The following is a 13,043-nucleotide window of genomic DNA, read 5'->3' on the forward strand; positions in this document are numbered from 1 at the left end:
ATCCACCATATAAAATGTACTCCTTCAGGTCATTTCGGAGAATAGGGATCAGAACTTTCTCCACACCATCTTATTGACCACGTTGACATATCCCTGAATGATGCGAACCACCTTCATGGACACGGTCTCGTCCACGTAGTCGGGGCAGGGCTTACCCAGAACGCCCTTCTGCTTCATTTCGATAGCCATATCGGTAGCGTTGAGAAGTTCCCGAGTGGTAATACCAGCCAAAATGAAGTCACCGGCTTCCAGCGCCTCAGGGCGTTCCGTACTGGTGCGGATGCACACGGCTGCAATGGGATGACCAATGGACAGATAGAAGCTGCTCTCCTCGGGCAAGGTGCCGGAGTCGGAGACGATTGCCAAAGCGTTCATTTGCAGCTTGTTGTAGTCATTGAAGCCCAGCGGCTCGTTGACACGGACACGAGGGTCCAGCTGGAAACCGCTCTTTTCCAGACGGTGCTTGCTTCTGGGATGGCAGGAATACAGGATGGGCATATCGTACTTCTCCGCCAGTGCGTTGATAGCAGTGAACAGACTCAGGAAATTCTTTTCAGAGTCAATGTTTTCCTCACGGTGGGCAGACAACAGAATGTACTTGTCCTTTTCCAGTCCCAGACGTTCCAGCACATCGCTTTTCTGGATTTTTTCCAGATTCATGTGCAGCACCTCCGCCATGGGAGAGCCGGTCTGGTAGGTGCGCTCCTTGGGCAAACCGGTATCTGCCAGATACTTCCGGGCAAACTCGGAATAGCACAGGTTCACGTCAGAAATTACGTCCACGATACGGCGGTTGGTCTCCTCGGGCAGGCACTCGTCCTTGCAACGGTTGCCTGCCTCCATGTGAAACAGCGGGATGTGCAGTCGTTTTGCACTGATGGCAGAAAGGCAGGAGTTGGTATCGCCCAGCACCAGATAGCCCTCCGGCTGCAACTCGGACAGAAGCTCATAGCTGCGTCCCAGAATATTGCCGCAGGTCACGCCCAGATTCTCGCCTACCACGGGCACCAGAATGTCGGGGCCATATTCCCCGAAGGTGTTCTTCAGTTCAAAGTCTTCCCAGAAAACGGTGGAGAGGTTTCTGTCCCAGTTCTGGTTGTAGTAGACCACACAACAGTCAAAATATTCCCGGCAGCGCTTGATGACAGCAGCCAGCCGAATAATCTCCGGACGGGTGCCGCAGCCAATCACGACCTTGGTGCGCCCGTCGTTTTTCCATGTAAAATTGTGTTCCATAAAAATCTCCTATCGACAACCAGTATCTTCTCTTACACCGGCTCGAAGAAGGTGTCCGGGTGGTTCGGGTTGAAGATTTCGTTGCAGGTCATCACTGTCACCAGATTCTCTGTTTCAGACAGATTGATGATATTGTGAGTCCAGCCGGGAATCATGTGGACAGCCTCGATCTTATCCCCAGAAACCTCAAATTCCACCGTTTCTCCGGTGTTGATGTTCCGTTCCTGAATCAAGCCGTGCCCAGCCACCACAATGAACAGTTCCCACTTGGAGTTGTGCCAGTGCTGTCCCTTGGTGATGCCCGGGCGGCTGATATTGATGGACACCTGACCGCAATCGGCGGTATGCACCAGTTCAGTAAAAGAGCCACGGTTGTCCGCGTTCATTTTCAGAGCGTACTTAAATTTGTCCGTGGGCAGATAGGTCAGATATAGGGAGTACAGCTTCTTTGCGAAGGAGCCGTCCGGCATCTTGGGCATCATGAGCGTAGTCGGCTGTGCCTTGAACTCCTGCAACAGATCAACGATCTCGCCCAGTGTTACCTTGTGTGTCACAGGGACGCAGCAGTAGCGGCCATCGGTCTTCAGAACAGTCTCCACACCGTCAAATTCACAGTGTTGCTCCTTGCCTTCCAGCAGGTCGAACATTCCTTCTACGAGATCGTCAATGTACAGCAGTTCCAGCTCGGTGCTGCGATCGTTGACGGTAAATGGCTCATCGTTGGCAACCGCCCAGCAGAAGGTGCTGACGGCGCTGTTGTACTTGGGGCGGCTGTGACCCATCAGGTTCACAAAACGGTAGACAGCAACCTTTGCTCCAGTCTCCTGAGCATACTGGAAGAACAGTTCCTCGCCCGCCTTTTTGCTACGACCATACTCACTATTACCGAAGCGGCCAGCCAACGTAGCTTGAATGGAGGAGGACAGCATGATAGTTGCCTTGTTGTTGTGCTTTTTCAGGCAGTTCAGCAGGTCGGATGCAAAGCCAAAGTTGCCCTTCATGAAATCTTCCGGGTTTTCCGGACGGTTCACGCCTGCCAGATTGAACACGAAGTCTGCTTTCTGGCAGTATTCGTCCAGCTCCTCCGGGGTGGAGTTCAGATCATACTCGAAGATTTCTTCAATATTCAATGCCGGGCGGGTCTTGTTCTTCCCATCCCGGATATTTTTCAGGTTATTGCACAGGGCGGTCCCCACCATGCCCTTGGCACCTGTGACTAGAATGTTCATTCTCTCACCTCTTAGTGTACTGCGGTGCAGTCCGGAATATCTGCGCCATCCGGCACAGTTGCGTTATTGCAGATGGTGCAGTTGCTGCCGATGCGGGTAAAGTTGCCCACAGTCGCACCAGTGCGAATGACGCTGTTGGTGTAAATCAGGGCGTAGTCCCCTACCGCTGCATCACAGTGGACTTCCGTTCCGACATTCAGCAAAACACCGCTTCCGACAGAGGCTCCATTCTGGATACAAGCGTTTTGCAGAACCACGCAACCACAGCCCAACTTGGCGTAAAGACTGATGTAGGCACTGGGGGCAACAATGTTTGGAAACGCATAGCCAAGGGCTTTTGCCTTTTCATACACCTGTGCCCGGAACTGGTTGTTGCCGATTCCCACCACCAGCAATCCATACTCCTTCCGCAGCTCCGGCAGATTAGCAAGACCACCAACCACCGGAATGCCGCAGATTTTAGTGCCCACAGCTTGTCCATCATCCACAAAGGCACAGTCGTATTGGAGCATCGCCTGTTCCGCCACCATGCGCCCGAAGCCGCCGGCACCGACCAACAGGAGCTTCTCCTTAGACATTAGGAATACCCTTCAGCTCGTTCTGGACATACTCGGTGGTCATGATCTTCTTGACGGTGCCTTCCACATCCAGCCGATTGGTGTTGTGGCTGGTGTAGGACTCGTCAGCCATGGTATGAACCTCGCCCTTGACCACGAACTTATCGTAGTTCAGGTCGCGGTTGTCAGCAGCAACACGGAAGTAGTGACCCATATCCTCACTACGCAGGCGCTCCTCACGGGTCATCAGGGTCTCGAACAGCTTCTCGCCGTGACGGGTGCCGATGATGTTCGTGCCGGTGTCACCGAACAGCTGCTGGACGGCCTTGGCAAGATCGCCGATGGTAGAGGCATCCGCCTTCTGGATGAACAGGTCGCCGGGATTGGCGTGCTGGAAGGCGAACATAACCAGATCCACAGCCTCGTCCAGATTCATCAGGAAGCGGGTCATGTTGGGATCGGTGATGGTGATGGGATTACCAGCCTTGATCTGGTCGATGAACAGAGGGATGACAGAGCCACGGCTGCACATGACGTTGCCGTAACGGGTGCAGCAGATGGTGGTACCGCCACGCTCAGCAGCCACACGGGCATTGGCGTAGATGACGTGCTCCATCATGGCCTTGGAGATGCCCATAGCGTTGATGGGGTAGGCTGCTTTATCGGTGGACAGGCAGACGACACGCTTGACACCGGCATCAATGGCGGCGTGCAACATATTATCAGTACCGATGATGTTGGTCTGGACGGCCTGCATGGGGAAGAACTCGCAGGAAGGAACCTGCTTCAGAGCAGCAGCATGGAAGATGTAATCAACACCAGGCATAGCGTCACGGATAGACTGAGGATTGCGGACATCACCGATGTAGAACTTAACCTTCTTGGCATTCTCCGGATGCTTGGCCTGAAGCTCGTGGCGCATATCGTCCTGCTTCTTCTCGTCACGAGAGAAGATACGGATCTCCTTCAGGTCAGAGTCCAAGAAGTGCTTCAGAACGGTAGAGCCAAAAGAACCAGTACCACCAGTAATCATAAGGGTTGCGTTATCAAATGCAGACATTTTAATTTTCCTCCGTATTTATATTTATCAAGTCATTTTCAGACCGATAGCCAACAGTTAAGTACAACAGAATGCAATTCATAAAGAGCAAGTTACCGTGTGGCTCTTTAGTCAGGATTGTTAAAAACATAAGAAGAGTCGCAAGTCTTGTAACAAATTTACGACTACCTGCTATTTGGAATAAAGCTTTAATCCATATCAAAACAACAGGAATTCCAAGCACCCCATATTCAGCTAAGTATGTCGTTATAGTTGATGTTCCTGACGATTGCAACGTGGAATTGAACTTAGCCACTTCAGAAGCATACTGAGCAATTCCAACACCAAACGGAAAATGATTCCATGCAATTTGCAAGTCAACAAGAACGGCATTAGTTCTCATAAAATTGCTGACATTAGATGTATCATTTAATTTTACAAACAAATAATCGTTCAGCCATTGATCAATTACATCTGAACCTATCTGTCCAATAATAAAGATTAGAATAAGAACTCCGCAAAGCAGTACATTCCTTCTTAACGACAGTTCCTCATCTTTTCTATCAGTCAGTTTAATAATCAAGATCAGTGGCATCATTGCAATGCCCGCACCCGATTTTGTCATAATCAAACAAACGGTAAATAGACCCAGCGTAATCCAATAATTTTTTGTATTCTCCTTTTTCAAGAAAGCAATTGCAATCGCCAGATATGTCGCAAACAATCCCGGCTCCCAAAACAGTCCGTGCAATCTTTCTGTCAACCCCGAATATGTATATTTAATAAAGGAGAATAGAATACCATTGACATAAACTGTTCCATTATAGTTTACCATTGTGGGCAGCATATTAATAACTGGCGTGTATTGTAGCGCATATCCAATCAATGCAAAGCATGATATTACAACCATTACCCTAATATATTCTTTTTTAAAGTCATTCCAATCGCATACACTAACAATAAGCATCGCACAAAAGTACAAAATCACTTGCTTTCCCACAATGCTGGACAATCCAGAAGAAAATAGCACAATTGCTATTAGATATGCAGTCAAGTAGAAAGTTTTCCTACCTATTAACAATCCTCCCTGCAGCTTTCTTTTCCTTTGGAGAACTCCTTCGAGAATAATCACAAGAGAGCAGACTGCCATTGCCATGATGGTCATTGTGCTTCCAAGTGTTGTAATAGAGAGGAAATAGCCGCTACAGAAGATGATTGTTAGAATAATAATCAAATTCAAACAATCACCTTCTCATTTCTTTTAATATTTGTTTCCACGACTTCGCTGTATCTTGTTTCATCAGTCTTTTCATTTTTGAACTAAGCAAGGATTTCAAAACAGTCGAATGCGGGGGACAAATAATATCGGCCAATTGATGTTCAACCGACTTATTTATTGCAATTTCATTTGGGTGTACAAGAGGGAAATCCAACTGCTTGGAAGGGACCTCGCAAAAGCGATCCGTCATGATATTATTTTTTGAATTTCCGCCATGAATCGAAAACTCATCAACCCCGATATTCGTTATCTGATTTCGTAACGGAACTACTCCGCATAAGCCATTCGATCTAACCGACCACAGCATTTGATAGTCCCAAGAAATGAATCGTCCCGTTCTTTCATGTCTTTCAACTTCGTTGCGAACCGACTGGTATTGCCATTGTGCCAGCCATCTGTTTGAATAGCTGCTATAAAACTTTCTTTTATGCGCCTCATCACGGAATGTACTTAACTCTCCATCATAGTACTTCAAAAATTTACCGCTCCATGATGCCCATCCACAAGGCAGCAAGTGTTGCGTAAAAGCATAGCTTTCCTTGCCATTCATATCGGTTACGTAGTTGGTTCCACATATCCAGAGAACTTCCGGTGCTGTTTCATATTTTTCCAGCATCTCGCCGGCGTACCTAAAGAAAGAAGTTTCCGGAAGATTGTCATCTTCCAGAAAGATAGCTTTTTCCTCTCTCTCGAACACCCACTTTGCGCCTTCACCAATATTGCGGTAAACACCACGGTTTTCTTCAGCGTAGTTTTTTACCACCTCGCAATCCCAGTTGATGAGAGCTTCCACTGTTTTTCTGCATTCGTGAGCCTGTTCTATCTCTTTTTCATTTCTGCCTTCATCAGCAAGTATGTATACTTTTCTAGGCTTTACTTCCGCCAGTCGCTGTATGATTCTTGGCATCGTATCGCATCGGCGAAATATTATAAGAACCACTGGAATATCAAACATCTTCATCCTCCATTTTTTCTTATTGAAGCATTCCCACCACTTTATGAGCCTGCACCTTAGCGTTCTTATGCTCCGTGACCCACTTTTGCGCTTTCAAACCAAAGCCGTGCAGCTCTTCAGGTTCCTTGCACAAAAGCTCCTGCAAGAGCTGTCCCATCTGATTTTCATCTGTAATCTGATAAAAATAAGGAAGATATTCTCTGGGGATGCACGGCAAGTCATACGCAACAAGAGGCGTTCCGGATGCCATATACTCCATATTTTTTGACGGGAAGGAATATGCCGTCCACTCTCCTTCTGCAGGTCTCGGATTGATCAGCAGTGTTGCTTTCTTTTCTTCCGCGACAATTTGCTGATTGGTCAATTCGCCGCAGTACTTTATCCGTGGATCTTTTTCTGCACACGCATTGATTTCAGAGACCGCACTTCCCTTGCCGTAAAAAAGTAATCTTGCATTTGCCTTATCTGTTTTCATAAAGGCTTTTAGCAGAGCTGATACGCCAAAGATATCTTCCAGAAGACCAGCCATCATACATACAGCTTCCGGATATTTGTTCTCAACCGTGTTTGGAATCTCAAGAACCGCCTGATCGACCATGCCTTCTACAACCACATAAGGCTTGTTCTTTTTGTTCAGGCGCTCATTCATCTTTTCCGTCAAGAAGATATATCCATCATAAACAGATATCATATGGTCCTTGATTTTTTGAGGAATCGCCTTGATTCCCTTTCGCTGGTCACCCGCTCTGATTCCAGGCACATCCGTGACGATTCCATAGTTCTTCACAGATGAGCCAAAAGAGGAAAGCCATGTAGCAATGGACAGTTCCCCTAAAATTATGTCACATATAACGACTCCATCAGGGTTTCTCTGCTTCCACTTCCGAATCTCCTGCCATGCGTTCCAAATCGTCATCAGACGGTTTTTCTTTTTGCTGGCGTATCGTGGTAAATATTTATAGCGGATACCATTTTCCTCTTCGTCAGGTCTTGTCAGGTCGTTTTCTCCGCCTTTTACGATAATGCGCTGCGTCAGTGCATCAACCTCGCAGCCATTTGCAATCAAACCATCGACCAGCATACGATTGAATTTCTGAGAAGCATGGCTTGATGTTGAACCATACGTCTTAAACATCCTCTCGTATTCCTTTATAGAACACAAAGAGGATAAATAGAGTACTTTCATCATTGTTATCCTTTCGCCATTTTCTTGATCTTCCGCGTCACCCCATCTGGCAGCGCATACCACAGCTTTTTTAGGTAAAAATGCTTGCACCTCAGGTATTTCTTTTCGACAACTGCCCAGCCATCTGTCTGGATCTGCTGGTAGATCGTTTTCCGCAGTTCCGGCACGTTCTCTTTATGCGAGTGGAGAATGGCCGGATTTTCAACCGCCACATCCTCCCGTTTTGCGATGTGATATCGGGCGTTTTGTTCAAACCGAGTCATAAACTCTTTACCCTTCTGCGTGTTGACCTGGAATGCAGACACCCCACTATATGTCTCAATTTCATCATAAAAGCGTTGATATCCCCAGAAGTCACACACTGTATAATCAGTTGCCCTTATGCGACCTCGAAATTTGCAAGTATAGCAACTATATCTACTCAAATAGCCATTAAGAAATCCATAGTCGTATGAGTTTATGCTTCCTTCAGAATAAATTCTTTTCTTACCAGATTTAGTCAAATAACTAGATGTGTGCCCCCATCCGTGTTTTCCTTTATCTCTAAACCGATAATCTTCTGCCAGACTTTTCAAAGATTTTCTATAAGAATCAAAAGCCATCTGTGACGGTACACCATGGCATAAGAAGTCCATGGTGAGCAGATTATCATAAGGCTTTCGCAGAAAATTGAGCAGACCAGCGCACTGGCACGGTGTACCGGTAAATAGAACCATTCTTCCTGCATCCAGAAGTTTCTTTGTCTGGCTATAAGTATGCTCTGTGCTACTGGACAGATACTTGCTTCCCTGCATGGGTCTAAGTCCATCCAAAGAATCCGCAATCGTCAACACCGGCTCCATTTTTTCATTCCAGACACAGCCAACGACTGCTCCACCTTGTTGGATAACACTGTCTGCGACCAACCGGAATGCACCACCAGAGGAACTCTCAAACAGTTCTTCCGCATTTTTGCTCTGCAATGCGTATATATCCAGCGGTTCAGCTTTTTGCGGCGGATTCATCTCTGGGCAGACTTTCTCGCACAATTTGCAATCGACACAACAATCCACATCAAGGGCGGGATATTGGAATCCCTCTTTATTTGGTTTCATGGAAAGCGCTTTTTGGGGGCATATCTCTACGCAGGCACCGCAACCGCAACATTTGCTCTCGTCTTGTGTAGCAAGATAGTTCAACATTTATAATTGCCTCAAACTTTCAATGTACTCTTTTGCCTTTTGACGTTCTTCCGCCAACCGAGTGTTGACATTTCCGTAATCAATAGGTTTCTCCGACTCTGCCAGCGCAGCATTTTCTGTTGAGACCAACCGCTCCTGAAGATCGGTAAGCGTGAGAAGACTCTCGATTCTGGAATTGAATTCATTTCTCGGAACGACCACAAAATCCCGTTCCAGATTGATGGAAAAGGCCAGACCGTGAAAAGAATTGGTCACAACAAAATCTGCGTTTGCAAACAGTGACAGGAAATCCGCCGGAGAACGATGGGTGAACAGCTGATCGACCATGGGCGGTTTCTTCATTTCCCACGAGATTTTGATCAGCTTCAGCCCCTTTTTATCCGCAATCTTACGGGCATATTCCGTTGCATGGTTATCTTCATTGTAGAGGAGCATCAGAATGAGATAAGGCTGTTTTACCAATCTGGGAGATGCCAGCCGGAGCCATTCGTCCTTTGTGAGCTGCAAAGTCGGGTCAATGAGCTGAACGCCATCATCTCTGCCAAGCTGATGCAGGATATCAAGTGCAGAGTCCTCCCGGACGGATAACTTTTTGTACTCCGCAATGAGAGGCTTCGTCTCAGCCACTTCCTTATCGTTGAGATGCGATTTTCCGAAGCTGGCCACAAAGGAAACCTTAGCCTTATCTTTCGGAGCAAAGGTCAGGAAGAACCCACGGTCTACGCCTCCATTATATTGGCTGTTCCATGTCTGGTCGCTTCCGGTGACATAGATGTCTGCCTGCGGAGGTTCTTTCTCTAGATCGTCTGCCGTAATATATTGTTTTGTCAGGTGCAGGTTCTTTTCCACGAATTTTCCGAATGTCATTTCCTTCAGAAAAACGGAAAACACCTTAAAAAATCTATATGCAGTGCTGGACATTCCTTTATTACTTCCAGCTGCAGCTGTTTTCATAATTTGTTTCTTTGTTCTTTGCGCTGTTATATAGTCAATAACTTCTGCTTCATATCCAGCTCTCTCGAATACAGTCTGTGTGGCATACGCCTGCAAGGCAGAGCCGTAATTATACACGCGATGCAATGTAATAATGGCAACCTTCATTGTTTATTCTCCCTCTCTACCTCTACAGTCACCAATCAGCACACAGCAACTGCCGGATTTTATCTGTTTCTCATATAAACATCAAGAAGTTTCGCAGTCAGGTCTATCCCCACTATGCGAACGACCTTCTGAATCAGTTTTGTTTTTTTCGATGCTCCATAGCTCAAAACCCACTTGTAATCCTGTAAGAACTCCTTAGCGGCATCCTTTTCAGCGGTATTCAGTCTGCTGTATTCCCACAATAGAATCGAATACTCGTAGGCTACAAATGCCATCGCATATCCTGTTATCTTCGTGTGAGGTTTTCGTTGTTTATCCGTGAGACTGTCTGCAAAGTTTGACACAAATTCGCTCAATCCATGGAAGGAAGAACCGCTGATTTTACTTGTCATTGAACCTTCGCGATTCTGACGGTAGTAATAAAACGGACACGGAAGTGCATCAAACCTTTCTGCCTTCAAAAGGCAGTTCAAGCAGAGCGTCAAATCCTCAGCATGAGTCAAATCAATCGGAAACTTCAGATCATTCTCCATCAGGAACTCACGCCGGAACAGCTTTGTACATGCACTGCCCGGATATTTGGGGCGTGTTGCCAAATGCTGAAATACTTCTTCCTGGCTTCTGCCTGAAATCTGTGATCTGTCGATCTCATCTCCAAGGCTCTCTGTCGTCCCATCCGAGAAGAGCTTGTATCCTTCCATAAAGCAAATGTCTGCATCAGTGGTCTTAATCCAGTTAAGAATCTCTTTCACGCAGCCTTGCCCGATATAATCATCTGAATCAATAAAGGACACATATTCACCCACAGCCACTTTAAGCCCGGCATTTCGTGCTGCTGAATGCCCGCTGTTTTTCTGATGGAGCACCTTGACATTGGTGTTCTTCTCAGAGAAATCATCACAAATCAGGCCGGAACCATCGGTTGATCCATCATCCACGAGAATCACCTCGCAGTCTGCTCCGCTTTGCTCAAGAATGCTGTTGATGCATTTTTTCAAATAGGCTTCCACGTTATACACGGGAATAATAAAACTCAGAACAGGAGACATCAGCAGCAACCTCCGCAAGCAGGCAAATAGCTATTTGCAAAAGGCTGCAGGGTTATTGTAAAGTTACTGCACTTTACCCCCCCCGATTACTACTGCGTAGTCTCATATAAATATCCAGCATTCTCATAGTCGTATTAACTCCCAATATCTGCATCGTCCAACGAACTAGATGTGTTTTCTTTGTTCTTCCGTAGCTTAAAACCCAGCTATACTCATTTAACGTCTTAGCAGCCTCACTCTTGAATTCTTTTCCAATTCGGCTATACTGCCAAATCATGATTGAAAACTCGTAAGCCACAAAGCTCATCGCATATCGCTCAATATTTCCCTTTGGACTTTTATTCTCCGTCAGAATATTGATCGATTCCTCCACAAACGCTCTCAGCCCTAAGAATGATTTGTAAGTCACATTATTAGTAATTGAGCCTTCCCGCGCCTGTCGATAGTAGTAATAATCTATTGGCAGTGCATCGTAGGAGTCTGCATTCAAGATACATTGCAGAACAAAGCCCAAATCCTCGGATACTCTTCTATCATCCGGGAATCTGAGGTGATTTCTCTCCAGCAGTGCGCGACGAAAAAGTTTTGTACAAGGGCTTCCCGGATATTTGGAACATTCCGACAGGTACTTTATTGCGGACTCCTTGCTTCCTTTGAGCTCTGCAGCATTCATCTCATCATCAAGCAGCTGCTGCTTGCCATCCGGAAACACCTTCTTGGCTCTCATAAAACAGATATCCGCACCGCCAAGAGTTATCCAGTTTAGAATTTTGGAGACACACTGTCCGTCCAGATAATCATCAGAATCAACGAATGCAATATACTCTCCTCGAGCACAGTCAAGCCCCGTATTTCTTGCAGCCGCAAGTCCACCGTTTTTCTGATGAACAACCTTTACTCTCGAATCCCTATCTGCATAACCATCACAAATAACACCAGAATGATCCGGCGAACCGTCATCCACCAAAATGACTTCACAAGCATCAGTGAGCTGGTTAAGAATGCTATCTACGCATTCATTTATATATTTTTCAACCTTGTAAACTGGTATGATAAACGTCAACAGTTTTTCACTCGTAGCGATTTCTTCCGTCATTCTTTTTCTCCTATCAGCACTTCCATGTAAACACATTTCATGTACTCGCTTACATTCTCAGTATCATACCTTTTCAACATTTCCCGGTTCTGTGCACACTCTTGCTCGGTCTGCACATCATTCGCCGCATCTTTCAGCAATTGGCAGAGCGCATTCTCGTCCGCTGGTTCAAACAGATATCGACTATTCTCCAACAAATCCACATTTCCACGAATACGGCTGGCAATGCACGGCAATCCTGCAGCCATCGCTTCCATAAGAGCTACAGGCAGCCCCTCCTGTTTCGATGGAAATACAAACACGTCCGAGCACTTCAACAGTTCATAAACATCTCGGCGAAATCCTAATAGATGAACCTTCTCTGCAACTTTCAACTCTTGCATCCGCTGCTCAAGATGCTCTTTTTCTCTTCCGCTTCCACAGATCAAAAGATGCGCATTCGTCAAATTTGCATTAGAAAAAGCTCGAATCAAGAATTCCTGATTTTTTCGAGGAATCAATTCTCCTACTGTAATAAAGACCAACGCATCCTGCGGAATCCCCAGTTCCGCACGCTTTGTTGCCCGGTCAACCTGCACAGAAGAAATCTTCTTCACATCCACACCAATGCCGGGCACATAGTATGCTTTTCCACGCAGCGGAAACTTCTGCGCCGCTGCAAAATCTTCCTGATTGATTGTGATCTGTGCATCCGTATAGCGAGCCAGAAAAGTTTCCGCCGTCTGATAGATCAATCTGTTCTTCAGTGGACAGCCTTTATAGAAATGGAAACCGTGTGCAGTGTAAATCACAGGGGCTGTATGCGTTGCACTTGCTGCTAGTCTTCCGATTACACCACCCATCGGAGTATGACAATGTACTCCTGCAAAATCCCCACTCCTCAAAAGACTTTTTAGTTGAGAATATGCCCGAGTGTTTTGCCACATCTTCAATGGCGAACGCTCAATGTCTATCTGATGGCAAATTACGCCGTGTTCCTTCAATGTTTGCTCGGCATCAACTCGCATCGACTCACCTTTGAAATTCGTTGCACAATGGACCTCATATCCCATGTCTTGTAAGATCCTAATGTCATTTAATTCGAATTGAACTAAAAATCGACCATTATGGGTAACAAAAAGAATTTTTTTCATAC

12 protein-coding genes are annotated in these 13,043 nt (G+C 46.3%); all 12 read right to left on the reverse strand.

The window, feature by feature from the left end:
• Positions 1 to 48: 48 nt before the first annotated feature.
• Positions 49 to 1,236 (reverse strand): UDP-N-acetyl glucosamine 2-epimerase, encoded by a 1,188-nt coding sequence (locus DXB44_RS07610; protein ID WP_118658288.1) that lies wholly within the window; start codon positions 1,234 to 1,236, stop codon positions 49 to 51.
• 32 nt (positions 1,237 to 1,268) lie between these two features.
• Positions 1,269 to 2,465 carry an NAD-dependent epimerase/dehydratase family protein gene (locus DXB44_RS07615; protein ID WP_118658289.1) on the reverse strand — a complete coding sequence of 399 codons (1,197 nt, stop codon included), beginning with the start codon at positions 2,463 to 2,465 and terminating at the stop codon, positions 1,269 to 1,271.
• An 11-nt stretch (positions 2,466 to 2,476) separates the two neighbouring features.
• A complete protein-coding gene (locus tag DXB44_RS07620; RefSeq protein ID WP_118658290.1) occupies positions 2,477 to 3,043 on the reverse strand; it encodes a lipid carrier--UDP-N-acetylgalactosaminyltransferase in 567 nt (188 codons plus the stop codon).
• Complete coding sequence (locus DXB44_RS07625) at positions 3,036 to 4,082, reverse strand: polysaccharide biosynthesis protein (RefSeq protein WP_118658291.1); 1,047 nt, start codon at positions 4,080 to 4,082, stop codon at positions 3,036 to 3,038. Before DXB44_RS07625 ends, DXB44_RS07620 begins: the two co-directional genes overlap by 8 nt.
• Before the next feature lies 1 nt (position 4,083).
• Positions 4,084 to 5,226 carry a hypothetical protein gene (locus DXB44_RS07630; RefSeq protein ID WP_207665887.1) on the reverse strand — a complete coding sequence of 381 codons (1,143 nt, stop codon included), beginning with the start codon at positions 5,224 to 5,226 and terminating at the stop codon, positions 4,084 to 4,086.
• A gap of 79 nt (positions 5,227 to 5,305) precedes the next feature.
• Positions 5,306 to 6,295 carry a glycosyltransferase family 2 protein gene (locus tag DXB44_RS07635; protein ID WP_118658293.1) on the reverse strand — a complete coding sequence of 330 codons (990 nt, stop codon included), beginning with the start codon at positions 6,293 to 6,295 and terminating at the stop codon, positions 5,306 to 5,308.
• Positions 6,296 to 6,314: 19 nt separating this feature from the next.
• Entirely contained in the window at positions 6,315 to 7,430 is a 1,116-nt protein-coding gene (locus tag DXB44_RS07640; protein WP_158581881.1) for a glycosyltransferase, read from the reverse strand.
• Positions 7,431 to 7,486: 56 nt separating this feature from the next.
• The gene (locus DXB44_RS07645; RefSeq protein ID WP_118658295.1) at positions 7,487 to 8,662 is read right to left on the reverse strand and encodes a Coenzyme F420 hydrogenase/dehydrogenase, beta subunit C-terminal domain; all 1,176 of its coding nucleotides are present in this window, start codon (positions 8,660 to 8,662) and stop codon (positions 7,487 to 7,489) included.
• Positions 8,663 to 9,763 (reverse strand): polysaccharide pyruvyl transferase family protein, encoded by a 1,101-nt coding sequence (locus DXB44_RS07650; protein ID WP_118658296.1) that lies wholly within the window; start codon positions 9,761 to 9,763, stop codon positions 8,663 to 8,665.
• 59 nt (positions 9,764 to 9,822) lie between these two features.
• Positions 9,823 to 10,812 (reverse strand): glycosyltransferase family 2 protein, encoded by a 990-nt coding sequence (locus DXB44_RS07655; RefSeq protein WP_118658297.1) that lies wholly within the window; start codon positions 10,810 to 10,812, stop codon positions 9,823 to 9,825.
• Between the two features lie 73 nt (positions 10,813 to 10,885).
• Positions 10,886 to 11,908, reverse strand: a complete 1,023-nt coding sequence (locus tag DXB44_RS07660; RefSeq protein WP_158581882.1) for a glycosyltransferase family 2 protein — start codon at positions 11,906 to 11,908, stop codon at positions 10,886 to 10,888.
• The gene (locus DXB44_RS07665) at positions 11,905 to 13,041 is read right to left on the reverse strand and encodes a glycosyltransferase family 4 protein (protein WP_118658299.1); all 1,137 of its coding nucleotides are present in this window, start codon (positions 13,039 to 13,041) and stop codon (positions 11,905 to 11,907) included. The genes DXB44_RS07660 and DXB44_RS07665 overlap by 4 nt, the downstream gene beginning before the upstream one ends.
• Positions 13,042 to 13,043 lie beyond the last annotated feature (2 nt).

This window comes from Faecalibacterium sp. OM04-11BH, from assembly GCF_003482185.1.
Taxonomy (GTDB): domain Bacteria; phylum Bacillota; class Clostridia; order Oscillospirales; family Ruminococcaceae; genus Faecalibacterium; species Faecalibacterium tardum.

What these genes read in the sequence shown, in the direction of transcription:
- DXB44_RS07650 (WP_118658296.1), bottom strand. Translation starts at nt 9,763, where the DNA reads ATGAAGGTTGCCATTATTACATTGCATCGCGTGTATAATTACGGCTCT.
- DXB44_RS07625 (WP_118658291.1), bottom strand. Translation starts at nt 4,082, where the DNA reads ATGTCTGCATTTGATAACGCAACCCTTATGATTACTGGTGGTACTGGT.
- DXB44_RS07655 (WP_118658297.1), bottom strand. Translation starts at nt 10,812, where the DNA reads ATGTCTCCTGTTCTGAGTTTTATTATTCCCGTGTATAACGTGGAAGCC.
- DXB44_RS07635 (WP_118658293.1), bottom strand. Translation starts at nt 6,295, where the DNA reads ATGTTTGATATTCCAGTGGTTCTTATAATATTTCGCCGATGCGATACG.
- DXB44_RS07620 (WP_118658290.1), bottom strand. Translation starts at nt 3,043, where the DNA reads ATGTCTAAGGAGAAGCTCCTGTTGGTCGGTGCCGGCGGCTTCGGGCGC.
- DXB44_RS07660 (WP_158581882.1), bottom strand. Translation starts at nt 11,908, where the DNA reads ATGACGGAAGAAATCGCTACGAGTGAAAAACTGTTGACGTTTATCATA.
- DXB44_RS07640 (WP_158581881.1), bottom strand. Translation starts at nt 7,430, where the DNA reads ATGTTTAAGACGTATGGTTCAACATCAAGCCATGCTTCTCAGAAATTC.
- DXB44_RS07615 (WP_118658289.1), bottom strand. Translation starts at nt 2,465, where the DNA reads ATGAACATTCTAGTCACAGGTGCCAAGGGCATGGTGGGGACCGCCCTG.
- DXB44_RS07610 (WP_118658288.1), bottom strand. Translation starts at nt 1,236, where the DNA reads ATGGAACACAATTTTACATGGAAAAACGACGGGCGCACCAAGGTCGTG.
- DXB44_RS07645 (WP_118658295.1), bottom strand. Translation starts at nt 8,662, where the DNA reads ATGTTGAACTATCTTGCTACACAAGACGAGAGCAAATGTTGCGGTTGC.
- DXB44_RS07630 (WP_207665887.1), bottom strand. Translation starts at nt 5,226, where the DNA reads ATGACCATCATGGCAATGGCAGTCTGCTCTCTTGTGATTATTCTCGAA.
- DXB44_RS07665 (WP_118658299.1), bottom strand. Translation starts at nt 13,041, where the DNA reads ATGAAAAAAATTCTTTTTGTTACCCATAATGGTCGATTTTTAGTTCAA.